This is a genomic window from Thermostichus sp. MS-CIW-41 (assembly GCF_054058915.1).
In genome coordinates, this window is record NZ_JBSSBO010000036.1 from 1 (window position 1) to 20,589 (window position 20,589).

At 58.8% G+C, this 20,589-nt stretch carries 16 protein-coding genes, 1 tRNA gene and 3 pseudogenes; 10 read left to right on the forward strand and 10 right to left on the reverse strand.

The window, feature by feature from the left end; all coding sequences use genetic code 11:
• Positions 1 to 180: pseudogene (locus ACVWXE_RS10535) on the reverse strand (RNA-guided endonuclease TnpB family protein); the annotation flags it as partial.
• Positions 181 to 488: 308 nt separating this feature from the next.
• On the opposite strand from ACVWXE_RS10535, the gene ACVWXE_RS10540 reads away from it, so the two are divergent.
• On the forward strand, positions 489 to 1,400 hold the full coding sequence (locus tag ACVWXE_RS10540; RefSeq protein ID WP_457490275.1) for an alpha/beta fold hydrolase: 912 nt from the start codon (positions 489 to 491) through the stop codon (positions 1,398 to 1,400).
• Here ACVWXE_RS10540 and ACVWXE_RS10545 read toward each other — a convergent pair.
• Positions 1,397 to 1,852 (reverse strand): HHL1-like protein, encoded by a 456-nt coding sequence (locus ACVWXE_RS10545; RefSeq protein WP_457490276.1) that lies wholly within the window; start codon positions 1,850 to 1,852, stop codon positions 1,397 to 1,399. The genes ACVWXE_RS10540 and ACVWXE_RS10545 overlap by 4 nt on opposite strands.
• A 144-nt stretch (positions 1,853 to 1,996) precedes the next feature.
• Between ACVWXE_RS10545 and ACVWXE_RS10550 the strand changes: the two genes are divergently transcribed.
• A tRNA-Pro gene (locus ACVWXE_RS10550) sits at positions 1,997 to 2,070 on the forward strand.
• 42 nt (positions 2,071 to 2,112) lie between these two features.
• Here the strand turns inward: ACVWXE_RS10550 and ACVWXE_RS10555 are convergent.
• The 5 genes from ACVWXE_RS10555 to ACVWXE_RS10575 form a co-directional block, all read right to left on the reverse strand.
• Complete coding sequence (locus tag ACVWXE_RS10555; RefSeq protein ID WP_457403395.1) at positions 2,113 to 4,704, reverse strand: DUF3536 domain-containing protein; 2,592 nt, start codon at positions 4,702 to 4,704, stop codon at positions 2,113 to 2,115.
• 295 nt (positions 4,705 to 4,999) lie between these two features.
• Positions 5,000 to 6,046, reverse strand: a complete 1,047-nt coding sequence (gene mraY, locus ACVWXE_RS10560) for a phospho-N-acetylmuramoyl-pentapeptide-transferase (RefSeq protein ID WP_457490285.1) — start codon at positions 6,044 to 6,046, stop codon at positions 5,000 to 5,002.
• Between the two features lie 173 nt (positions 6,047 to 6,219).
• Entirely contained in the window at positions 6,220 to 8,595 is a 2,376-nt protein-coding gene (locus ACVWXE_RS10565; protein WP_457490277.1) for a phosphoketolase family protein, read from the reverse strand.
• A gap of 111 nt (positions 8,596 to 8,706) precedes the next feature.
• Positions 8,707 to 9,822, reverse strand: a complete 1,116-nt coding sequence (locus ACVWXE_RS10570; RefSeq protein ID WP_457490278.1) for a pentapeptide repeat-containing protein — start codon at positions 9,820 to 9,822, stop codon at positions 8,707 to 8,709.
• A 23-nt stretch (positions 9,823 to 9,845) separates the two neighbouring features.
• The gene (locus tag ACVWXE_RS10575; protein ID WP_414418179.1) at positions 9,846 to 10,220 is read right to left on the reverse strand and encodes a DUF1257 domain-containing protein; all 375 of its coding nucleotides are present in this window, start codon (positions 10,218 to 10,220) and stop codon (positions 9,846 to 9,848) included.
• Positions 10,221 to 11,149: 929 nt separating this feature from the next.
• Between ACVWXE_RS10575 and ACVWXE_RS10580 the strand changes: the two genes are divergently transcribed.
• Entirely contained in the window at positions 11,150 to 12,109 is a 960-nt protein-coding gene (locus tag ACVWXE_RS10580; RefSeq protein WP_011432772.1) for a sigma-70 family RNA polymerase sigma factor, read from the forward strand.
• A 9-nt stretch (positions 12,110 to 12,118) separates the two neighbouring features.
• Here ACVWXE_RS10580 and gcvT read toward each other — a convergent pair whose 3' ends face one another.
• Positions 12,119 to 13,243, reverse strand: coding sequence for a glycine cleavage system aminomethyltransferase GcvT (gcvT, locus tag ACVWXE_RS10585; RefSeq protein WP_457490279.1), 1,125 nt, complete (start codon positions 13,241 to 13,243; stop codon positions 12,119 to 12,121).
• A 270-nt stretch (positions 13,244 to 13,513) separates the two neighbouring features.
• Between gcvT and ACVWXE_RS10590 the strand changes: the two are divergent.
• Both ACVWXE_RS10590 and ACVWXE_RS10595 read left to right on the forward strand, forming a co-directional pair.
• A pseudogene (locus tag ACVWXE_RS10590) lies at positions 13,514 to 13,954 on the forward strand (RNA-guided endonuclease TnpB family protein); the annotation flags it as partial.
• Between the two features lie 231 nt (positions 13,955 to 14,185).
• Positions 14,186 to 14,416 (forward strand): annotated as a pseudogene (locus ACVWXE_RS10595) (transposase); the annotation flags it as partial.
• Positions 14,417 to 14,612: 196 nt separating this feature from the next.
• Here ACVWXE_RS10595 and ACVWXE_RS10600 read toward each other — a convergent pair.
• Positions 14,613 to 15,758, reverse strand: coding sequence for an energy transducer TonB (locus ACVWXE_RS10600; RefSeq protein WP_457490280.1), 1,146 nt, complete (start codon positions 15,756 to 15,758; stop codon positions 14,613 to 14,615).
• A gap of 299 nt (positions 15,759 to 16,057) precedes the next feature.
• Here ACVWXE_RS10600 and ACVWXE_RS10605 point away from each other — a divergent pair, with 299 nt between their 5' ends.
• Both ACVWXE_RS10605 and ACVWXE_RS10610 read left to right on the forward strand, forming a co-directional pair.
• Positions 16,058 to 16,534, forward strand: a complete 477-nt coding sequence (locus ACVWXE_RS10605) for a VOC family protein (RefSeq protein ID WP_414382198.1) — start codon at positions 16,058 to 16,060, stop codon at positions 16,532 to 16,534.
• A gap of 18 nt (positions 16,535 to 16,552) precedes the next feature.
• A complete protein-coding gene (locus tag ACVWXE_RS10610; RefSeq protein WP_011432767.1) occupies positions 16,553 to 17,434 on the forward strand; it encodes a Tab2/Atab2 family RNA-binding protein in 882 nt (293 codons plus the stop codon).
• 361 nt (positions 17,435 to 17,795) lie between these two features.
• Here ACVWXE_RS10610 and psbQ read toward each other — a convergent pair whose 3' ends face one another.
• Positions 17,796 to 18,239, reverse strand: a complete 444-nt coding sequence (gene psbQ, locus ACVWXE_RS10615) for a photosystem II protein PsbQ (RefSeq protein ID WP_457490281.1) — start codon at positions 18,237 to 18,239, stop codon at positions 17,796 to 17,798.
• A 143-nt stretch (positions 18,240 to 18,382) separates the two neighbouring features.
• Here psbQ and ACVWXE_RS10620 point away from each other — a divergent pair, with 143 nt between their 5' ends.
• The 3 genes from ACVWXE_RS10620 (at position 18,383) to ACVWXE_RS10630 (ending at position 20,542) form a co-directional block, all read left to right on the forward strand.
• On the forward strand, positions 18,383 to 19,561 hold the full coding sequence (locus ACVWXE_RS10620) for a TRC40/GET3/ArsA family transport-energizing ATPase (protein WP_414332153.1): 1,179 nt from the start codon (positions 18,383 to 18,385) through the stop codon (positions 19,559 to 19,561).
• A gap of 133 nt (positions 19,562 to 19,694) precedes the next feature.
• Positions 19,695 to 20,261 (forward strand): thylakoid membrane photosystem I accumulation factor, encoded by a 567-nt coding sequence (locus tag ACVWXE_RS10625; RefSeq protein ID WP_457384390.1) that lies wholly within the window; start codon positions 19,695 to 19,697, stop codon positions 20,259 to 20,261.
• Entirely contained in the window at positions 20,258 to 20,542 is a 285-nt protein-coding gene (locus ACVWXE_RS10630) for a hypothetical protein (RefSeq protein WP_041436379.1), read from the forward strand. Before ACVWXE_RS10625 ends, ACVWXE_RS10630 begins: the two co-directional genes overlap by 4 nt.
• Positions 20,543 to 20,589: the final 47 nt, after the last annotated feature.

The following is a 20,589-nucleotide window of genomic DNA, read 5'->3' on the forward strand; positions in this document are numbered from 1 at the left end:
TCGGGCGCGAATCTCGTAGTAGCAAAGGGATTGCAGTTTGACCGCATTGACGATCTTCTCCGGCGTGTTCTGGTTGACCCAGTTCAGTGCCTGCATAAAGGCATCCATCGTCACGTCCAATTTAGCGGCTTGCGACGGGGACACCTTGAGCTTGCAGGATATGGTCAGGATTTGGCTCATAAGTTCATTGTACTTCATCAAAGCGCATTCCTCCCGACACTGACCCTACGGGTACAGTGCGGGGCTCCTGCGATTTCTAGCTGATCCCCGGGTGCTATGCCATCCAGCCAAGGGCGGGGATCCCAAGAAGTCCAGCATGCTTTCGTCCCATGTTGACCGGCCCAACCCCACCTCGGCGGCACCTGAACCCGCAACTGCAGCAGCAGGCAGGGCAGTAGAGACGGGAGACAAAGGCATTCCGAAGCTATGATGAACAGGGATGGCTCTGAGTTTCTACCTACATCTTTAACTGGGTCTGTTTTCAGGCTGTGCTGACTGCTTCTTCTGCCGGTTCTACAGTTGATGCCATTGCTCCTTTTGCTCCCCAAGTCTGGAGCTGGCGCGGACATGCCATTCGCTATGTGGTGCAGGGATCCGGATCCCCGCTGGTCTTGGTGCATGGATTTGGGGCTTCCATCGGCCATTGGCGGCACAACATCCCCGTGCTGGCTGCGGCAGGATACCGGGTCTATGCCCTGGATTTGCTGGGGTTTGGCGGCTCGGCCAAGCCTGCTCTCCCCTACACCTTGGATCTCTGGGCGGAGTTGCTGGTGGATTTTTGGCAGCAGCACATTCAGCAGCCTGCTGTGTTTATCGGCAATTCCATTGGTGCCTTGCTCAGCTTGATGATGGCTGCCCGGCATCCCCAGTTAACAGCAGGGGCGGTGCTGCTCAACTGCGCCGGGGGACTGAACCATCGCTCCCATGAGCTCAGCCCGATTTTCCGCCTTTTCATGGGTGTTTTCACCGCTCTGGTGGCCTCTCCGGTGACGGGGCCATTTTTGTTTGATCGGGTGCGGCAGCGGCAGCGTATTCGCGCAACTCTGGAGCAGGTGTACCGCAACCCCGCCGCCATTACGGATGAGCTGGTGGAGATTCTCTATGCCCCTTCCTGTGATGTGGGCGCTCAGCAGGTGTTTGCCTCGATTCTCACCGCTCCCCCTGGCCCAACTCCTGAAGCCCTATTGCCTCAGGTGCGCTGCCCGCTGTTGGTGCTCTGGGGAGAGGGGGATCCCTGGACGCCCATTCAACGGGGTCGCGGCTTTCAAAACCACGTGAAAGGGATCGACTACCAGTTCTTGCCCATTCCCAATACAGGCCATTGCCCCCACGACGAGCGCCCAGAGGTGGTCAACCCTCTGATTTTGGGCTGGCTGCCCAGGGCCTTTGCGGCGGTCTAAGCTTTTTTGGAGGTTCCTTTGCCGGAGAGGCCCAACCAACCTCGGATTTTGGCCATCCAGACTTGAAGGGGTGAAGGCTGGGGACGGATCGCCACCTGGATCGGCTCGTCTTGGAAGTCCTTGTCCTTGAGGCGAAACCCAAACTCCAGCTCGTCTTTCACTTTGCCAAGACGGGGGAACAGCCTGACGGCTGCTTTTTTGAGTTCTTCCTCATTTTGGAAAATGGCCTGGTGAATGGCGCTGGAACGCCCCACTGCTAGGGATCCCACCGGCAGCCAAGGGTTGGGCTGGCCAGGCGCGGGCTGGCGACGGCGGGCAAAGATGTTGAACTCCGGCATCCCCTTGGCTTTCAGCTCGTCGTACCGTTTGGCGGCTTCCTTGCGCTTGGCAGTGTTGGAGCTGGCCGGTTTTTTCTCAGGCTTGGATTTGCGGAAACCCTTAGACGGATTCATACTTGGGCTGACGAGAGGGGGGATTTTTTGCAGCTTAGCGCAGATTGGATCCCCTTCTCTGCCGGGGATCCCTTGTCCTCATTGTCCGTAGCCGGCGTGCTATACTTGTTGAGCTTCGGCGGGCGGTTAAAGGGGCCCGTCAGTCGGGATGTAGCGCAGCTTGGTAGCGCACTTCGTTCGGGACGAAGGGGTCGCAGGTTCGAATCCTGTCATCCCGATGGCTTTAAAGTTCACTGAGCTCTCAACTTAATCTTGGGGGTTTAATTTTGGGGGTGTAGGTGACGCAGCCAGGCATTGACGTTGACCCGAATTCGCTGCCCAACCTGTAAGAGGCGGTGCAGGTTTTCGGCAGAAATGTCTCGGCAGTCTTCTTGGGGCCAAGCTGGGCAACGCGGGCCAATTTGACGCTCCAGCGCTGTCAGATAGAGCTCTTGCAGGCGATCCAAGTTGATGGGCAGGCGCAGGTCTGCAGCCAATTGCAGCCATTCTTCCAGGTTGTAGAGCTGTTCGCCGAAGGTCTCCGGCTCAAAAGCGTGGGCAAGGTGCCACATCCCCCGCTGTAGGAGCCGATCCAGAACCCGGGCTGCCTCTTCCCGCCGCAACTGACACCCCAACTGCTCGGCCTCGCGCACAATTGCCCGCAATTCCAGCAGGTGATCCCGCTTGCCCTCTTCCATTTCCATCGCCCGCAAACTGGTCAACAGGCGTTGGTTGAGGGTGATCTGAGCGGCAGCCAACAACTCTTCCGGGATCGGCAGGCCGTCGGCCCGAAAGGCCATCAAGACCCCGTAATTGTCCAGGTAGGTTTGGCGGTAGAGCTGGGCCAGGCGGTCTAGGGTATCTTGAGTGAGCCAGCGCATCATCTGCTGCCGATCTTCGTCGTCGAGGGCGTTCAAGTCGAAGGTTTCCGGCCCAAATAGGTCTTGCAGGGTCAGGATCATCTGGATCCGACTGTGGGATCCGGCCAGCAGCCGCGCTTTTATCTGCTCGTAGATGCGCCGCCCAGCAAACGGCTTGACGCCACATTGAAAGTCCCAGCCGCCGAGATGGAGCATGGCGTAGATCAGGTCGTGCTCTTCGCGGGTGGTGGGAAAAGTGAGCTTCACCCGCCCGATGGCCAGTGTCGACCCGCCTATCGTCAGGCGCTCTTGATCCACTTGATCCAGCACATATCCTTGGGAACGGGGGATCCCGTTAAACAGGGAAAACATGGCGTGCTGAGCCACCAGCCGTTGCGGGCTGATCAAGCTGGGGCGCACCAAGGCGCAATAGACCCCCTTGCCGTCTCTGTAGAGGTCGAGGTTGCTGGGGGCCTTGCTCAGGCGCTGCAAAAACTCCTCTTCTAGGTTGACATCCGCCACTGCTGCTGCCAACTGGATAGCCCGTGCCGCGTAACGCAGGATCTGCACCCCTTCAGGACGGGATAGCTCCTCGAAAAACCAGCCACAACTGGTGAACATCAACTGGCTGTAGCGCTGCATCTCCAACAGGCGCAGCACTTGCACCCGATCTTCGGCGGTGAGGCGGTGGCTTTGGTGCTCCTGCAAAAAGGCATCACAGCGCTCCCGATCCAAAATCACCTCGATGTAACGATCCCGCGCCAGCCAGGGATCCCGCAGGTAGGCTCTGGCTTCTGTCTCGTAGATCTCGGCCAGCTGATCCCGCAGCCAGTTGAGGGCCTCCCGCAGCGGTTGCCGCCAGCGTTGGTGCCATCCCCCCACCGCTCCGCAGCCACAGTCTCGCGACCACCGTCCTACCCCGTGGGCGCAGCTCCAGGCGGTGACCGGTTTCAGTTGCACCTCCCAAGTGGGGGGATGTTGGCTGAGAAAATGGCTGTAGTTGCCCACCTGCCAGCCCCGGCGGGGAAATTCCTCGCAAAAGGCATAGGCCAGCGTGCGTTCTACACCCCGCTTGTGGTGGCCAAAAGTCTCGCCATCGGTGGCACAGTTGACCAGATAGGCTTCCCCCTCTTTGTCCGAGCGCAGAGCGGAACGGATCCGCTCCGCCAGCGAATAAGTACTGTAAACGATATCCCCAAAGCCCAAGTCACGGGAAATGGGGCCATCGAAAAAGAAAATATCCAAGTACCCCTCCCGGTCGGGGGTAAAGCAGCGGTAGGGCCGGCGGGGATCGATCTGGCCTTGGCTAACGTCGATCCACTCCGTTTGTCCCAAGGGGCGAATGCGCTGCGCTTGGCTGGGGGCCAAAATGACGAAGCGGATCCCACATTCGACCAAGGCCGTGACCGTTGCTGCATCAATGGCGGTTTCGGCCAGCCACATGCCCTGGGGATGGCGCCCAAAGCGGTGTTGAAAATCGGCAATTCCCCAGCGGATCTGGGTGTACTTGTCTCGCTCGTTGGCCAGGGGCAGGATGACGTGGTTGTAGACTTGGGCGATGGCATTGCCATGACCCTCCAGCCGCTCAGCGCTGAGGCGGTCGCCGGCCAAAATGCGTTGGTAAACTTCAATGTCATGCTCCTCTAGCCAAGAGAGGAGAGTGGGGCCGAAGTTAAAGCTCAAGAATTCATAGTTGTTGACAATGCGCACCACCCGTCCTTGGTCGTCCAGAACGCGGGCAAAGGCGTTGGGGCGGTAACATTCCGCCCAAATGCGCTCGTTCCAGTCGTGAAAGGGGCTGGCGCTCGGCTGTCGCTGAATGCGGTTGAGGCAGGGATCCTCTCGGGGCGGCTGATAGAAATGGCCGTGCAACACCACGTACGGCCGCGCAGAGGAAAGCTCAGCAGCACCTGCCGGAGAAGGAGCCGCTTGCATCGGCGGGTCGGAGACCAAATCGCTGTGCCCTGACTGTGCCGCTGGCCTATCGGAATTTTTGGAGCCACTCGGCATCATGAGATTACACTCCTTTTAGAGGCCTCCAACTGGGTTACAGGGGAAGGCAATGTTAACTTAAGTTCATATCCATACGTTACAGCGATCCCCGATCTGCAACGGTGAATGTAAAAGATTCAGTTGGAAATTTGACAGGGAACAAACATCGGTCAGTAATCTTTGCGTTTTCCTCACAACAGAAGGGATCCCGGGACTTAGCGGGTGGGGGCCGATCTGCCGGTGGCCATTTCCCACGCCGAACAACCCGTTTGAGGTCAGGCCCCCATTGGAATCCCGGTGGATCCCCAGCTCGAACTCACATTCCGGTCCAGTGCCACCAGGCCCAGCCCAGCCCCACCAGCAGCGCCGTTATCCCATAGAGGGATCCCACCACCTGCACCTCCGACCAGCCCCCCAGCTCCAGATGGTGGTGCAAGGGCGACATGCGCAACAGCCGTCTGCCTGTGCCGGTTTTGCGTTTGGTGTATTGGAAGTAGCCCACCTGCAGCATCACCGACAGCGCCTCTGCCACCAGCACTCCCCCCATCAGGGCCAAGGCCCAGAGCTGATCCCCCAGCAGCGCCAACCCGGCCAGAGCGCCCCCCAACCCCAGGGATCCGGTATCGCCCATGAACAGCCGCGCCCGGTGGTGGTTGTGAACCAGGAACCCCAAGCAGGCACCGCTCAGGGTGAAGGCCAACACCGATAGCTCTGGATCCCTGTGAAGGAGCCCCAGCCCAATCAGCAGGATGGCCACCACCCCTGCCGCCAAGCCGTCCATACCATCGGTGAGGTTTACGGCATTATTGGTGCCCACCAACACAAACAGGGCCAAGGGCCAGAACAGCCAGCCCAGAGAGAGGGTGCCTATCCCCGGCAAGGTCAGACTGGTCGGGATCCCCTGCCAGGCCAGGTAGACACAAAACCCAAGGGCAACTCCCACCTGGAGCAACAGCTTGTGTTGGGGAGACAACCCCTTGTTGGATTGCTGTCGGATCACCAGCCAATCGTCCAGCCAGCCGACAAAGCTGTAGGCCAGCGTGAGCAGCGCGACGGCCAGCCAATGGGGATCCCAGCCGCTCGCGTAAGCGGGCCGTAGGCCTTTCCAGATCCCGGCCACCAGTAGCCCCACGGGCAAAAAGCTGATCCCGCCCATGGTGGGTGTGCCTGCTTTTTTCTGGTGGGATTGGGGCCCCTCCTGGCGGATCACTTGCCCCGCCTTCCAGCGCCGCAACCCGGGGATGAGCAGGGATCCCAGCAGGGCCGAACCCAACGCGCTCAATCCAAAAGGAACGACCACCTGGGGGCGGATCCCGATCACAAGGGTCGAGAGGGCCAAACCCAGCCCCAGCGAGAGCGCCATCCCGCCCCACTCCGTTTCTTCCACCTCCAGATCGGGAAGTGTATCCGCATCCACCCTTTCTGAACCCCTCACACCCTCAACCTCTAGACTTCAGAAAACTCCGGCAGGCAGAGCCCAAGAAAACTCTATCCTGCCAGAGCTCAGAGGCGAAAGTTAGTTGAGTGGGGATCCCTTCAATAGGGCCACTTCCAGTTGCGCACCTCCGGCAGATCTTCTCCATGCTCGCGGATGTAGTGTTTGTGCTCCACCAGCTTGTCCCGGATAAGCTGCTGGACGTGATCCCGCCGGTACTTGAAGCGATCCACCCGCTCCAAGACGTCGTTGGCCAAGTTAAAGCGATCCACCTGGTTGAGAACGCACATGTCGAAGGGGGTGGTGGTGGTGCCTTCCTCCTTGTAGCCGCGCACGTGCAAGTTGTGGTGGTTGGGGCGGCGGTAGGTGAGGCGGTGAATCAGCCAGGGATAGCCGTGGAAGGCAAACACGATGGGCTTGTCGGGGGTGAAGATACTGACAAACTCCTTGTCGCTAATGCCGTGGGGGTGTTCGCTGGGCGGCTGCAGCTTCATTAGGTTCACCACGTTCACCACCCGGATCTTGATGTCCGGCAGGTGCTGCCGTAGGAAGTCCACCGCCGCCAGGGTTTCCATCGTCGGCACATCGCCACAGCAGGCCATCACCACATCCGGCTCTGAACCCTGATCATTGCTGGCCCATTCCCAGATGCCCAAGCCCTGGGTGCAGTGTTTGATGGCCGCATCCATGTCCAGGTACTGCAGGGCCGGCTGTTTGCCTGCCACGATCACGTTCACGTAGTGGCGACTGCGCAGACAGTGGTCGGCCACCGAGAGCAAAGTATTGGTATCCGGGGGCAGGTAGACGCGGATGATTTCGGCCTTTTTGTTGACCACGTGATCCAAAAAGCCGGGATCCTGGTGGCTGAAGCCGTTGTGATCCTGCCGCCACACATGGGAAGTCAGCAGGTAGTTGAGGGAAGGAATGGGCCGCCGCCAAGGAATGTGCCGGGTGGTTTTCAACCATTTGGCGTGTTGGTTGAACATGGAGTCCACCAGGTGGATGAAGGCTTCGTAACAGGAGAAGAACCCGTGTCGCCCGGTCAACAGGTAGCCTTCTAGCCAGCCCTGACAGACGTGCTCGCTGAGGATCTCCATCACCCGTCCATCTGGGGAGAGGTGCTCGTCGCAATCGTAGATGGGAGCTACCCAGGTGCGGTCGCTGGCCTCAAACACAGCATCCAAGCGGTTGGAAGCGGTTTCATCGGGGCCAAAGAGGCGGAAGTTGTGGGGGTTGAGCTTCATCACATCCCGCAGAAATTGCCCCAGAACTCGGGTGGCTTCGGCTTCGGTGGTGCCGGGGCGGGGGACAGGCACGGCGTAGCGACGGAAATCCGGCATTTTCAGCTCCCGCGTCAGCAGGCCGCCGTTGGCGTGGGGCAAAGCCCCCATGCGTTTTTCCCCTTTGGGGGCCAGCTCTTGCAGCTCCGGCAGCAGACGGCCATTTTCATCGAAGAGTTCTTCCGGCTTGTAGCTGCGCATCCAGTCCTCCAGAGCCTTGAGGTGCTCCGGTTTTTTGGCCAGATCCGCCAGAGGCACTTGGTGGGAGCGCCAGAAATCTTCCACCTTTTTGCCGTCCACCTCTTTGGGGCCGGTCCAGCCTTTGGGGGTGCGCAGGATGATCATCGGCCACTGGGGACGAGTGGGATCCCCTTTGCTGCGGGCATGCTGCTGGATTTCTTGGATCTCGTGGATCACCGTGTCCAAAGTGGCGGCCATCAACTGGTGCATCTCTGCCGGCTCGCAGCCTTCTACGAAGTAGGGTTTGTAGCCGTAGCCCACAAACAGATTTTGCAGCTCGTCACGGCTGAGGCGGGCCAAAACGGTGGGATTGGCGATCTTGTAGCCGTTCAGGTGCAGAATCGGCAGCACTGCTCCGTCGTGGATGGGGTTGAGGAACTTGTTGGAATGCCAGGAAGCGGCCAAGGGCCCAGTTTCCGCCTCTCCATCCCCCACCACACAGGCCACCAGCAGATCGGGGTTATCAAAGGCAGCCCCAAAGGCATGGGCCAGGGCATAGCCCAGTTCTCCCCCCTCGTGGATGGAGCCAGGGGTTTCCGGAGCCACGTGGCTGGGCACGCCGCCGGGGAAGGAGAATTGCTTGAAGAGCTTGCGCATGCCTTCGGCGTCTTGGCCGATGTTGGGATACACCTCGCTGTAGGTGCCTTCCAAGTAGGTGTTGGCCACCAGAGCAGGGCCACCGTGGCCGGGGCCGGTGATGTAGAGGATGTTGAGGTTTTCCCGTTTGATGATGCGGTTGAGATGCACGTAGATGAAGTTCAACCCGGGTGTGGTGCCCCAGTGCCCCAGCAGGCGTGGCTTCACATGTTCCAGTTTTAGGGGTTCTCGCAGCAGCGGGTTGTCCATCAAATAGATTTGCCCGACCGACAGATAGTTGGCGGCCCGCCAGTAGGCATCCATTTTGCGCAGCTCGTCGGCGGTGAGCGGTTTTGTCGAGAGCTGTTCTGCCAGAACCATAGCTGTACCCCATAGATATCTCTACTCCTATGGTGATCCGGGTTTGCCCAATTGCCGGGGGATCTTGGGATTCCTTTGGATTTGGCTCATTGGGTGAGCGGTAGGCACCTGTTACCACCACCAGGGCTTGATCGGGGTGCCGTCGGGAAAGATCAGGCCGGCAATCCGGGATCCGCTGTGCTTTAACCCTTCGATCTGAGCTCCTTCCAGGTTGGCTTGGGTTAGGTTGGCCCCGCTGACATCGGCCCGCCGCAGGTTAGCCCCCTGCAACTGGGCCTGGCGCAGCTCGGCGCCGCTGAGATTGGCCCCTTCCAGGTCGGCATTGGACAGCTTGGCCCCCCGCAAGTCCGCTCGCTGTAGGTTGGCTCCCCCCAAATCTGCTCCCTCTAGGTTGGATCCACGCAGATCCGCCCGGTTCAGATCCGCTCCCCTCAGCCGGATCTGACAGAGCACCAGTTCCCGCAGATCGGCTTTGCTCAGGTCTTGGCCGGAGAAATCCTGTCCCTGTCCCCCCCAGTTCTGCAACTGCCAGATGTGGCGCACCCGTTCTTCTAGGTGGGTCTCTTCCGAAAGCTGGGATCCCCGCAGGCTGGTGCCGCTGACCTTGGCCCCTCTGAGGTCGGATCCCCGCAGGTCGGCTCCCTGTAAGTCGGCTCCGCTCAGCTTGGCCCCTTGCAAATCCGCTTGGCGCAAATCCGTTTGCCGCAGCCGGGCGCCGTTGAAGTTGCAAAAGCGCAAGTTGGCCCGCCTCAGGTTGGCCTCCCACAGGTTGATCCCCCCCAGCCGTGCTTCTTGAAGGTCGGCTCCCTCCAGGTCGGCGTAGGCAAAGTTCCGCTCCCCACGCCGATAGGCCACGATCACCCCTTGCGCTCCCCCCACCGGGCGAAAAGGGCTGTAGGTGCGACAGGCCCGTTCTGCCTCCGGCTGGCCAAGCTGAGACAACAGCCGCCAAGCTGCCAAGCGGACTGCCCAAGAGCTATTGCCGGCGAGGGCTTCAATGAGTTCGGCCAGGCCCGCCGACCCGTACTGCAGCAACTGGGGCAGGGTGGCCAAGCGCACGGCTTCATCGCTGTGGGTGAGTCGTCTCCGCGCCCCCTCGATACCTCCCAACACCAAGGCATGGGCCGGGGCGCTCCCGGTTGCCGTTTGCCCCCCCAACACCAGATCCCAAGGTTGGGGCCGGGATCCCTGGCCAGTTCTGACAGCCGGCTGAGGCTTACCTACCATGGGCAGATCCCGATGAACCTGGCTTATAGCCAACGCCCCACCACCACGCGGATGGTGCCATCCTCCAGCACTTCTTCGGCCTCGATGGTATAGCCCTGCTCACGGGCTGAGCGCAGCAAACTTTTGTGGGCGTAGCGCTGCAAAATCGGCTCCAGGAAGGTCTTGGGATCGATGCCCGCCCCCCACAGATCGGCCACCAGCTCGTAGTGATCCCCGTTGCGGCGAAACCCGATGTCGAAGCCATTTTTCTGACGGATCACCAAGTCGGCACGGGTGCGGTTCCAGAGATAGCCCCGCAGGCTGGTATCCCGCTGCACGGCGTAGCCCAATTCCTTCAGGGTCTCTTCCAGGAGATCGGCGTCTTTGATTTGCACTTGCAGGGTGGTGAAGTGAGACATGGCCCTTCCAATCCTTTGACCGATGGAGACCGGATCCTCACTATAAAGCGCCCTTGGGGTGGTGGAAGAAATGTAAACCATCCTGCGGTGGGTCGAGCGAGCGGAACGCAGCTCCCCCTTTCTCCCGCAGGAGTGCAACACACCTGGGCCTGGAGGGTCGCTGGGCTGGCCTGACCTGCCTTCTTATGTAGGCGCGCGCTGCGGCATTCGCGATAGCGGTACGGAGCACCAAGGCTGAGGCATCCGCGCCTAGCGTGTTCGGTGATACAGAAATCTTAGATCTGCATCTAGTGTCCAAAGTCGAGTATTGGCGATAACTTCCACTAGGTTTAGAGGCAGAAGCAAAAACCCGTCCCACAGGGATCCGTCCTCATCTGTTTCCGGCTGAGGTTGTCGGCGATGACGTGCCAAATTCACCTCAAGGCATTCCAAAAACCTGCTGATGAACCTTTCTATTCCCTGCCGAGCAAGCCCTTCCGATAGTTCTGCAAACAGAAATATCCATTTCTAGTTCTAACAAAATGAGTGAAAAAAATTTGCTTTCTTAGCTTATGAGCAATCTGATTTGGCATCAAAAACTTGTTGATTGTTTAGAACAATCTTTCGTAACTTTCCTAAGCCTTAAATCCAGGCTTATGAAATGGTTAATTTCTCGGCCACCCTTTTAGTAGAGTTTTTAATCAACAAAATGGGCAGCTAGACGCTCCTAATAGAGTCTAGTGAGCTAGACTCAATAAATTTAGTGAGTCAAGCACTCGATTCTGGCTCAAGTTTTTAGAGTCAAAGCCTTTACGAAAAGTCTTTTGTGCTGGTATGAATAAGGTGCTGTTTGCAGAAAGGTCAGCTTCACACACAGGAAGACGGCTTGATGCAACAACAGGAGAAGTAGAGATTCTGACAGGACATGAATTTATGGTGTGGGGTTTGATATGTCAGAAAGTCTTGACTTGCAAGATGCGGTGGGGCGTTTCTTAAAGACGATTGGCCGCTACTCGTTGCTCACCGCTGAAGAAGAGCTCCGCCTGGCTCACCAGGTGCAGCGGATGGTGACGCTCTTGGAGCAACGGCAGCCCCACGAGTCGGTGGAAGGTTGGAGCCAGCGGCTGGGGATCCCTTTAGCAGAGCTGCAGCAGATCCTGCGGCAGGGGGAAGCAGCCAAGAAACGAATGGTGGAGTGTAACCTCCGCTTGGTGGTGTCGATTGCCAAGCGCTATCGCAATCGAGGCTTGCCGTTTCTGGATCTGATTCAGGAAGGCACCATCGGCCTCACCCGCGCCGTGGAAAAGTTCGATCCCACCCGTGGCTACAAGTTCTCCACCTATGCCACTTGGTGGATCCGGCAAAGCGTGAACCGGGGCATCCAAAACAAGGGGCGGATGATCCGTCTGCCGGCCCACATGTACGAAAAGGTCTCCCAGGTGAAGCGGCGCTACCGCGAGTTATCTGCCGAAAGGGGATCCCGTCCCCAAGCGGAAGAAGTTTTTGATTCTCTGGATATTGGCGATAACTACCGGGAGCTGATCACCCGCCACATGGCAGAGATGCGTTCCTTGAATGTGGGGGTAGGGGATGAAGACGGCACCGAGCTGCAGCACTTCATCCCAGATGAAGACAACGACCCTGTTGAACACCTAACCCAGCTTGCCCGTCGAGAGGAAGTCCGCGCGCTGGTGGGCCAACTGAGTGAACGAGAACGACAGGTGATCGTGGCTCGCTATGGGCTGGATGGATCGAGGGGCCTAACGCTGCGGGAAATTGGGGAGCACATCGGCCTTTCGCGAGAGCGAGTCCGACAAATTGAGCGGCGGGCCTTGCGGAAATTGCGGCGGCTGCAACAGGAATACTCCACGCCCAAAGCTGCCAAACCCTGGGTTAACGGGAACCTGTAACCGTTTGCGTCAGCGGTGCGCAGCACTGTAGAAAGGTTTTTTCACCACTTCGGCAGGCTGGCGCTGCCCCCGAATTTCAATTTCCAGCCGGGATCCCACCTTGGCCCAAGCCGGAGCGACATAGCCCAAGCCGATGCCGTAGCCCAAACTGGGAGAATGGGTGCCGCTGGTTACCCGTCCGATCGGCTCAGGGGAGTTGGGAGCGTAGATGGCATAGCCGCTGCGGGGGATGGCCGGATGCAGCATGCGAAACCCCACCAGGTGGCGAGGGATCCCTTGCTGCCGTTGGCTTTCGATGGCGGGCTTGCCGATGTAGTCCCCTGGGTTGTTCACCAACCAGCCCAAGCCGGCTTCTAAGGGAGTGGTGCTCTCGTCCATGTCCTGCCCGTAAAGATGGAAGGCAGCCTCCAGGCGCAGGGTATCGCGGCAGCCCAGCCCACAGGGTTGTACGCCGGCCTGAATCAGTTGCTCCCAAAGGCGGATGCCATCTTCGGGGCTGAGCATGACTTCAAAGCCATCTTCTCCGGTGTAGCCGGTGCGGGCCACGAAGATAGACTCTCCCAAGGCTCCCGCCGCTCCGGCAAACTGACCGTGCTGAAACCGGCGCAAAGCCTTCAGGGATCCCTCCAAAAAGGGCTGGAGAACCTGTTCGGCTGCCGGCCCCTGCACCGCCAACAAGACCCGAGTGTCGGAGTGATCCTGAAGGTTGACTCCGGGGATCCCTTGGAAGTGGTGGTTGAGCCAATCCCAATCCTTCTGCCGGGTAGCTGCATTGACGATCACGCTCCAGTGCTCCAGCTCACCCTCCGGTGGATGCCGGTAGAAGATGACATCATCCAAAATGCCCCCCAGTGGATTGAGCAGGACGGTGTAGCGACCGGATCCCACAGGAACGGCGCTCAGATCGCTGGGAACCAGACGGCTGAGGTGGGATCCCAGCTCCGGCCCCCAGAGGGTGAACTTGCCCATGTGGGAAATGTCGAATGTCCCCACCCTCTCCCGCACTGCCCGATGTTCTGCTATCACTCCCCGATACTGCAGCGGCATTTCCCAGCCGGCAAAAGAGACAAATCGCGCCCCCAAAGCTTGATGAAGGGGGAACAAGGGGGTGCGCTGCAGCGGGGTTGAACTCATCAGGGATCCCTTTGGCGTCCAGCGTAACGACCAGAATAAACTCACCGTCGCGCATTTTGGGGATCCTGTCCATCGACGACGGTGGGAGCTGGTACCCTGGGTCTTCTCCACACCCTAAGCTGCGTTGGCAACCTGTAGGGATCCCTGCGGTTTTACCGAAAAAACGCCGTAAAGCCCTGCTCTTGAGGGCAGGGATGTAAGGCGCAGACCGTTTTATCCCTTCAGGAACGCTGTTCGCGGTAGCGGTGCGTAGCACTTTAAAATAGCAATATGTTGGTCAGAGAAGCCAAGCTGCTCAACGGCACAGCAGAGCAGTACCAAGCTCTGGATGAAGCCATTCGCACTGCGCAGTTTGTGCAAAACAAGTGTCTACGGTACTGGATGGATAACCGGGGCGCGACCAAAGCGGTTCTGTATTCCCTCTGCAAGGACTTGGCCAAAGAGTTCCCCTTCGCCCGCCAGCTCAACTCTGCCGCCCGTCAAGCTAGTGCCGAAAGAGCTTGGTCTGCCCTCTCCAACTTCTACCGCCGTTGCAAGAACAAAGAGCCAAGGAAAGGCTATCCGCAGTTCAAGAAGAACTGTCGGTCGGTCGAGTACAAGCTGTCCGGCTGGAAGCTGTCTCCTGACGGCATGTCCATCACGTTCACCGACGGCTTCAACGCAGGAACATTTGCCTTGTACTGCAATGGTGAGGCAAGACACCATATCGTGACATACTCCCATCACTGACCCTACAGGTACAGCGTGGGCTTCGCGCTTCATCGGGGAGCTACTGCAAGAACCCTCCACGCGCAGACACGGGATGTCCCACCGCGTAGTTGCACCAGATTCCGGCAACGCCGTTTTGTACAACCATGTTGATTATAGTACAGAATATATCCGCTTTTCATCCCGACCCTCCTACTGTTGCAGAGAGTGCGGGGCTTCCCGGCGAGCTAGCTAAACTCCAAAATCAATCGGGTGCGGGTGATACGCAGGGCAGATGGGTACTATGCCCAGTTCTGCTTGGATGTGGAGCGCAAGGAGCAGGGAGAATACACAGGCAATGTTATTGGCATTGACTTGGGCTGGAAGGCTTTCTACACCGACCAGAACGGCAACTCTGTAGAGTGTCCAAAGTTTCTCAGACGCAGCGAAAGGAGGTTAAAGCAGCACCAGCGCAGATTAAGTCAGTATCGGGAGGAATACACAACTTCACTTGCCTTGTGATATAATAGTAATACTGCGGACACCAGAAACGGTTGTTTAAGGCACTGGTAACGGTCGATTGGGGGTGTCGTAAACCATCCCAAAGGTCCGTGGTTAGTTTACTAACTGCAGGGCTACTAAAAGCCTACTCTGTACCGCGAAGCAGTCAGGGTCGGGTAGTTTACTTGGCGGATCCCCCTACAGTCAACTGGCCCAGCACGTTGATATCAAAGGTGAAATTAATCGTCACCGAGTTGCCCTCGTAAGCCTCAGGCAGCGGCAGGAAGGGAGCTGCCCTCTGGATAGCTGTCAGCGCTGCATCGTCTGTTTGTTGGCTGCCGGACGTGCGCCCCAGGCGAATGCTCTGCAGATCGCCAGCTCGACCCACCGTAAAGATCACCACTGTGCGGCGCGAGGTACCGGTCTGCCCAGGGATCCAATTTTGCTCCACTTTCCGCTGCAAAGCGGCCAGCCAGGGGCCCCAATCCACATCGGCCCGCGCTGCCACACTGGGGGGATTGGGAGCCGATTGGGTGGGGTTGGCCAATCCACTAGCTCCACTGCCCTGGATCCCGGCTCCATTGCTGGGAGCAGAGGCACTGACCGGAGGCCCCAACTGGGAAGAGTCAGAGGGCCGCTGGGCGGGAAGAACCTCTGTCACCGGTTGCGGAGCGGGCGGAACGGGAGCCAATTGGCTGGGATCCGAAACCCGCTCGCTTGGCTGTATGGGCAAGGGCTCCGCAGTTGGCGGGGGAGTGGGCCTTGGGGAGGGAGCAGCCGCCACAGGCGGTGGAGTTTGGGTCGGAGTAGGTCTGGGGACAGGCGTGGGAGGGGGCGGTGCCGCAGTCGGGGTCGCGGTGGGCTGAGGGGGAGCGGGGGTTGGGGTAGGCGTGGGCTTGGGTGGAGGGGTTGGAGTTGGGGTTGCCAGGGCAACTGCAGCCGGGGCAGGTGGTGGTGGAACAGGGGCAGGCTGCTGGGGTGGCGGCGGTTGGGGTCTTGGCGGCGGCGGCGGAGGGGCCTCCTGGGGAGGGGCGGCCTGAGATTGAGGTGGACTGCCTTGAGACGGAGGGACTTCTACCCGCTCACCCCCATCGCGGGAATCAACTTCTGAAACCAGATCTGCTTCCTCTGGGGGCTGCAGATCTTCTGGATCCAGAAGGATAAACTCAATGGCTTCTTGTTCTGGCTCGCGAGTGAGCCAAAGCCGCCCCAAGTGGAGCAATCCCAGCAGCACCAGCACGTGCAGCAGCAGCGACAGCGCCACCATCCAAAAAAAGTTGCGAGATTCATCCTCGCGGCGGCGCTGCTCAATCCAGATGCTGGTCATAGCCAAGATTGCCCTTTCCTTTCTTCAACGCTCTCAACACACCGAGTTGTCTGTTGCAGACTGGGCCACGGGGGTAACACCCCAGCTAGTGTTATAGCATCCGAGCAGCTGGCACTCCTGCGCAAAGGCGTATAGTCTATCTCGGGCTCGGGAAGGGATCCCACCTTGCAGCAGCTCTAAGATCGCCTACCTTGAAAAGAGCGGGGATCCCATTAGCCGGGGAAAAGCCCCACAGCTCGGGGTGCTGGCTCTGATGTTGGCTGGTGGGGCACTTTTGGTGGCTTTTTAGGAGCGACGTTATGGAACCCATCCGCTTTCATCTGGCCTTTCCAGTTGCCGATATTGCCTTGGCCAAGGCCTACTACGGCGATGGCTTGGGCTGTGAGATCGGTCGAGAAACCTCTGCTGCCGTTATTTTTAACCTGTACGGCCATCAACTGGTGGCCCACCTCACCCACGAAGAGCTGACGCCCCAGCGGGGCATCTACCCTCGTCATTTTGGCCTGATCTTCCCTACCCAAGGGGATTGGCAGGCGCTGGCCGACCGTGCCTTGGCGCGGGCCTTGCCCTTTTATCAAGAGCCGCGCTGGCGCTTTGTTGGCACCCCCTTGGAGCATGGCACCTTCTTTTTGCAGGATCCCTTCCATAACCTGCTGGAGTTTAAGTACTACCGCAACGCTTCCGCCATTTTCGGGGAGCGGGAATTGGCCTTGGTCGGGGACAGTGCTTCCCACCGCTCGCGCGAACGATCCCCGGCCCGCTCAAGTGGCATGTAGTGCAAACAGGAGGAACCTTTGGCCACTCAACCCCTGCGTTCTGGCCCTGCGCGCGGCCCTATCTGGCAGATGGATTTCAACGCCGTCCCCCTGCGGGATGAGCAGAACCGAAGGGTTTGGGAGCTGTTAGTATGCGATCCCACCGGCCGGTTTCGCCAAGCGCAGTATTGCAGTAACCAAGAGGTGAATAGCACCTGGGTGGCACGACAGTTGCGGAGCTACCTCGAAGCGGCTCCCCAGCCTCCCTCGGCCATTCGTGTGTTTCGAGCCCGCATGAGTTCCATCCTGCAACGGGCCTGCGATGCGGTTGGGATCCCGATGCTGCCCAGTCGTCGCGTTTACACCCTCAAAGCTTGGATGCGAGAACGGGCAGAGCAGGTTTACCCTCAAGAGACTCAGTTTACCTACAGCCCCGAACCTCCTGTGGATCCGGATCCGCCGGATCCCATCCGTCTGCCGGACAAGTTGCAGGGAGAACGCTGGGCCTTCGTGACCTTGCGAGCTGAGGATCTGCGGGAAGCCGACGCCTGGCCGATAGAATTTGGCGAGCTTTTTCCGGTTGCCTGGGACACTTTGACGCCCGACACATTGGCACCAGTGGTGCGGAGCACCCTCATTCCCGGCTTGGTGATTACCTCGCAGCGGGCTTTGCCGATGGCAGCCTGGATGAGCGGTATGGAACCCGCCTACTTGAGTGTGGCAGACGGACGGCTACTGCTCGAGGCGGGCCTCAACGATTGTTATCTGTTTGCACAATTGAGAGATGAAACACTGCGAACAGAGGCAGAAGTCTTTGCCCAGCGCCAGCAGCAGGCCCAGGGGCTCCACTTTCTTGCCATTCAAACCGATCTCAGGGCCCAGTCTTTCGCCGGCTTCTGGCTGATGCAACATCCGCTGTAAGTAGCAGCCGTTACAGCCTGTTTGTAAATTACAGTCATTTCAAACTAGATTGAGACACTCCCCAAACGCTCCGCGCCGCTGCCGCGACCACCCCCAGCTCCTCTCCCAGAGGGAGAAGGGAGTTAGAGACCAATGCGACAGAAATGTTTCATTACCTGTTTAAAAAATGACTACACTAATTGAAATGACTGCGTTTTCGATTCAAACTAGGGCCCTGCATCTGCACCCAAAACCTTGAATGCGCAGGGCCAGAAGGCTTTTCAAGGACTCCGTCCCGCTGGCGCGATCAGTGGCCTAGGCGTCTCACCCTAACTTGAAACCACCATATCGCCAAAGTCGCCAAAGAGAGAAGGGATCCTCACTAGGAAAACACAGCCTCCAGCGCCTGCAAGGTCTTTCTCACCTTGGCCTGGGCTGCCTCCACCTCGGGTTGGTCATAGGCTTTGGCGGCAAAGTCTAGTTGTTCTAAGCTGCGGCCCATCTCCTTAGCCAGGCGCAGCACTTCCCGCTTTTGTTTATCTGGCAGGGTAGCCGCCAGGCCGGTCAAGGTCTTACGAGTGAGTCCCATCGGCCCGTGGATGTAGAAGCGGATCTCCAACCAGTCCTCCGCCTCCACCAGGCTTTGCAGCCGCTCTACCTGTTGCTCCAGTTGTTGCAGCTCTCGGGGCAGGCCAGCAGCCGCTTGCACAGAAAGGGATCCCAGCCACAGCCCCAATGTCAGGATGGCAACCAGCAACACACTCCGCCAGCGACAGATCATCACATACCTCCCACATGCCTGCAACAGGCTTGACTTCTTGGCCATGATTGCCATCAGCTTTTTGGCAATCATTTGGTAATCAAATGAATAGTTTACCCGCTGGCTGCACCTCAGCCCCTTGGCTGCCTCTCGAAGAGCACAGCAAATCGGTTAGGCTAGGGATGTAAAAGAATGTAAATGGCACTCTCATGCAACGCATCATCCTCATGACCGGCAAGGGTGGAGTCGGCAAAACCTCGATGGCGGCGGCGACCGGCTGGCGTTGTGCCGAGATTGGCCTGAAAACTTTGGTGCTGAGCACAGATCCGGCCCACTCTTTGGCCGATAGCTTCGATCAGCCCTTGGGCCATGAGCCGGTCGAGGTCAAACCTAACCTTTGGGGGGCGGAGCTGGACGCCCTCAACGAACTGGAGCTGAATTGGGGATCCGTCAAAACCTACATTACCCAGGTGTTGCAGGCGCGAGGGCTAGATGGGGTGCAGGCACAGGAGCTGGCGATTTTGCCAGGGATGGATGAGATCTTTGCCCTAGTGCGGGTGAATCGCCATTACGACGAAGGCAAGTTCGATGTGTTGATCATCGACTCGGCCCCTACAGGCACGGCCCTGCGCCTCTTGAGCCTGCCGGATGTTTCGGGCTGGTACATGCGCAGGTTCTACAAACCCCTGCAGGGGCTGGCGCAAATGCTGCGTCCTATTGCCGAGCCGATTGTGAAGGGGCTGACCGGGATCCCGCTGCCGAATGACCAGGTGCTGGATGCTCCTTATGAGTTCTATCAGAAGATTGAGCGGCTGGAGCGCATCCTCACCAACAACCGCATCACCTCCGTGCGGCTGGTCACCAACCCGGAAAAGATGGTGATCAAAGAATCGCTGCGGGCCCACGCCTACCTCAGCCTTTACGGGGTGGCCACCGATTTGGTGATTGCCAACCGCATCTTGCCCGATGGAGTGGTGGATCCCTACTTTGCCGCCTGGAAGGCAGCCCAACAGAAATATCGCCAGGAAATCCACGAAAACTTTGCCCCCCTGCCGGTCTTCGAGATCCCGCTGTACTCCGAGGAGTTGGTGGGATGGGACGCCCTAGCCCGCCTGAAAAAAGACCTCTGGGGGGATCGCAACCCGGCGGACGTGCTCTATGCCGAGCAAACCCTGAATGTGGTAACCGACAACGGCCAGTACCGGCTGGATCTTTACTTGCCCGGGATCCCGAAAGAGCAGGTGGAATTGACCAAAACCGGGGATGAGCTGAACATCCGCATCGGCAACCACCGCCGCAACTTGGTTCTGCCCCAGACTTTAGCGGCCATGACCCCGGCCCGCGCCAAGATGGAAGAAGACTACCTGCGCATTCATTTTGCTGCTTGAGGCTGTAGCTGCTCTTGGTTGCGTCAGTGTTGAACGGCAACGGGGCAGCGTCAGCGCCAGATGGCACAATGAGGGTGTTCCCTACTTCTAAAGATGGATCGCCGAGGATCCCTTCTCAGAAGAGGATGAGATCATGCTGTTGCTTCGTATCTTCCTGGTGGCTCTGCTCATCGCTTTGACAGGTTGGTTTTCCCCTCCCGCCAGCGCCCTGCTCAACGACGACCGTTACGATGGCAACATCTTTGCCCTCTACGGGGCCAATGGCGGCATGATCCCCCCCCGCGTTTCCTTGAAGCAGGCGAAAGAGCAAGGGATCCCGGCCCTCCTCGTGTATTACATCGATGACAGTAGCGATTGCAAAAAATACGCCGCCACCATTGCCAACCTGCAGGTTCGCTACGGGCTGGGGGTCTATTTCATCCCCTATTCCGTCGATTCCCTCCTGCCCGGCGACGAGCGCGGCCAATACTACACCGGACAAGTGCCTCAAACCCTCCTCTTCGACCCAGAGGGAAATATCGTCTATCAATCCGTCGGCAACCGCCCCATCACCGAGGTGGAAAACGCTATTCGCGCCCTCTTCAAGTTGGATCCCGTTCCCCCAGGGGTGATCAAAGCCAAACCCTTCAACGAGATCCAAACCGGATTTGCCGGATCCCGTTCTCCCCAAGCCTACCCCCCCACAAAAGCCCAGCCGTGACGGCCAATCCCGATCCCTTTGATCCTCTCGAGGCTCTGCAGGAAAAACTCCAGAGTCTCCAGGCTCGTCTTGCCGACCTCAGAGAATTGGAGCGCATAGCCCAGCTTTCCCCTGAACAATGGGCCGAAATCCAAGCTGAAGCCAGTCAACTGGAGCAACGCCTGCAGGCTTATGTGCTAGAGGTGTTTAATCCTGTCCCCGCTACCTTTTGGCAGGTGGTACGCTTCGGCGGCCTTGGCCTGCTGCTGGGCATTGCCCTGCAGCGCTGGGTGCTGAGCTAGCCAGCACACCCCTTAAGATAAAAAAGCTCTTGGATCCCGGAGCCCTT

Excerpts from the sequence above, each read along its gene's own strand:
- ACVWXE_RS10545 (WP_457490276.1), bottom strand. The coding sequence starts at position 1,852 with ATGAATCCGTCTAAGGGTTTCCGCAAATCCAAGCCTGAGAAAAAACCG.
- ACVWXE_RS10605 (WP_414382198.1), top strand. The coding sequence starts at position 16,058 with ATGGAACCCATCCGCTTTCATCTGGCCTTTCCAGTTGCCGATATTGCC.
- ACVWXE_RS10580 (WP_011432772.1), top strand. The coding sequence starts at position 11,150 with ATGTCAGAAAGTCTTGACTTGCAAGATGCGGTGGGGCGTTTCTTAAAG.
- ACVWXE_RS10565 (WP_457490277.1), bottom strand. The coding sequence starts at position 8,595 with ATGGTTCTGGCAGAACAGCTCTCGACAAAACCGCTCACCGCCGACGAG.
- ACVWXE_RS10625 (WP_457384390.1), top strand. The coding sequence starts at position 19,695 with ATGCTGTTGCTTCGTATCTTCCTGGTGGCTCTGCTCATCGCTTTGACA.
- mraY (WP_457490285.1), bottom strand. The coding sequence starts at position 6,046 with ATGGCGCTCTCGCTGGGGCTGGGTTTGGCCCTCTCGACCCTTGTGATC.
- gcvT (WP_457490279.1), bottom strand. The coding sequence starts at position 13,243 with ATGAGTTCAACCCCGCTGCAGCGCACCCCCTTGTTCCCCCTTCATCAA.
- ACVWXE_RS10570 (WP_457490278.1), bottom strand. The coding sequence starts at position 9,822 with ATGGTAGGTAAGCCTCAGCCGGCTGTCAGAACTGGCCAGGGATCCCGG.
- psbQ (WP_457490281.1), bottom strand. The coding sequence starts at position 18,239 with ATGGCCAAGAAGTCAAGCCTGTTGCAGGCATGTGGGAGGTATGTGATG.
- ACVWXE_RS10620 (WP_414332153.1), top strand. The coding sequence starts at position 18,383 with ATGCAACGCATCATCCTCATGACCGGCAAGGGTGGAGTCGGCAAAACC.
- ACVWXE_RS10600 (WP_457490280.1), bottom strand. The coding sequence starts at position 15,758 with ATGACCAGCATCTGGATTGAGCAGCGCCGCCGCGAGGATGAATCTCGC.
- ACVWXE_RS10555 (WP_457403395.1), bottom strand. The coding sequence starts at position 4,704 with ATGATGCCGAGTGGCTCCAAAAATTCCGATAGGCCAGCGGCACAGTCA.
- ACVWXE_RS10575 (WP_414418179.1), bottom strand. The coding sequence starts at position 10,220 with ATGTCTCACTTCACCACCCTGCAAGTGCAAATCAAAGACGCCGATCTC.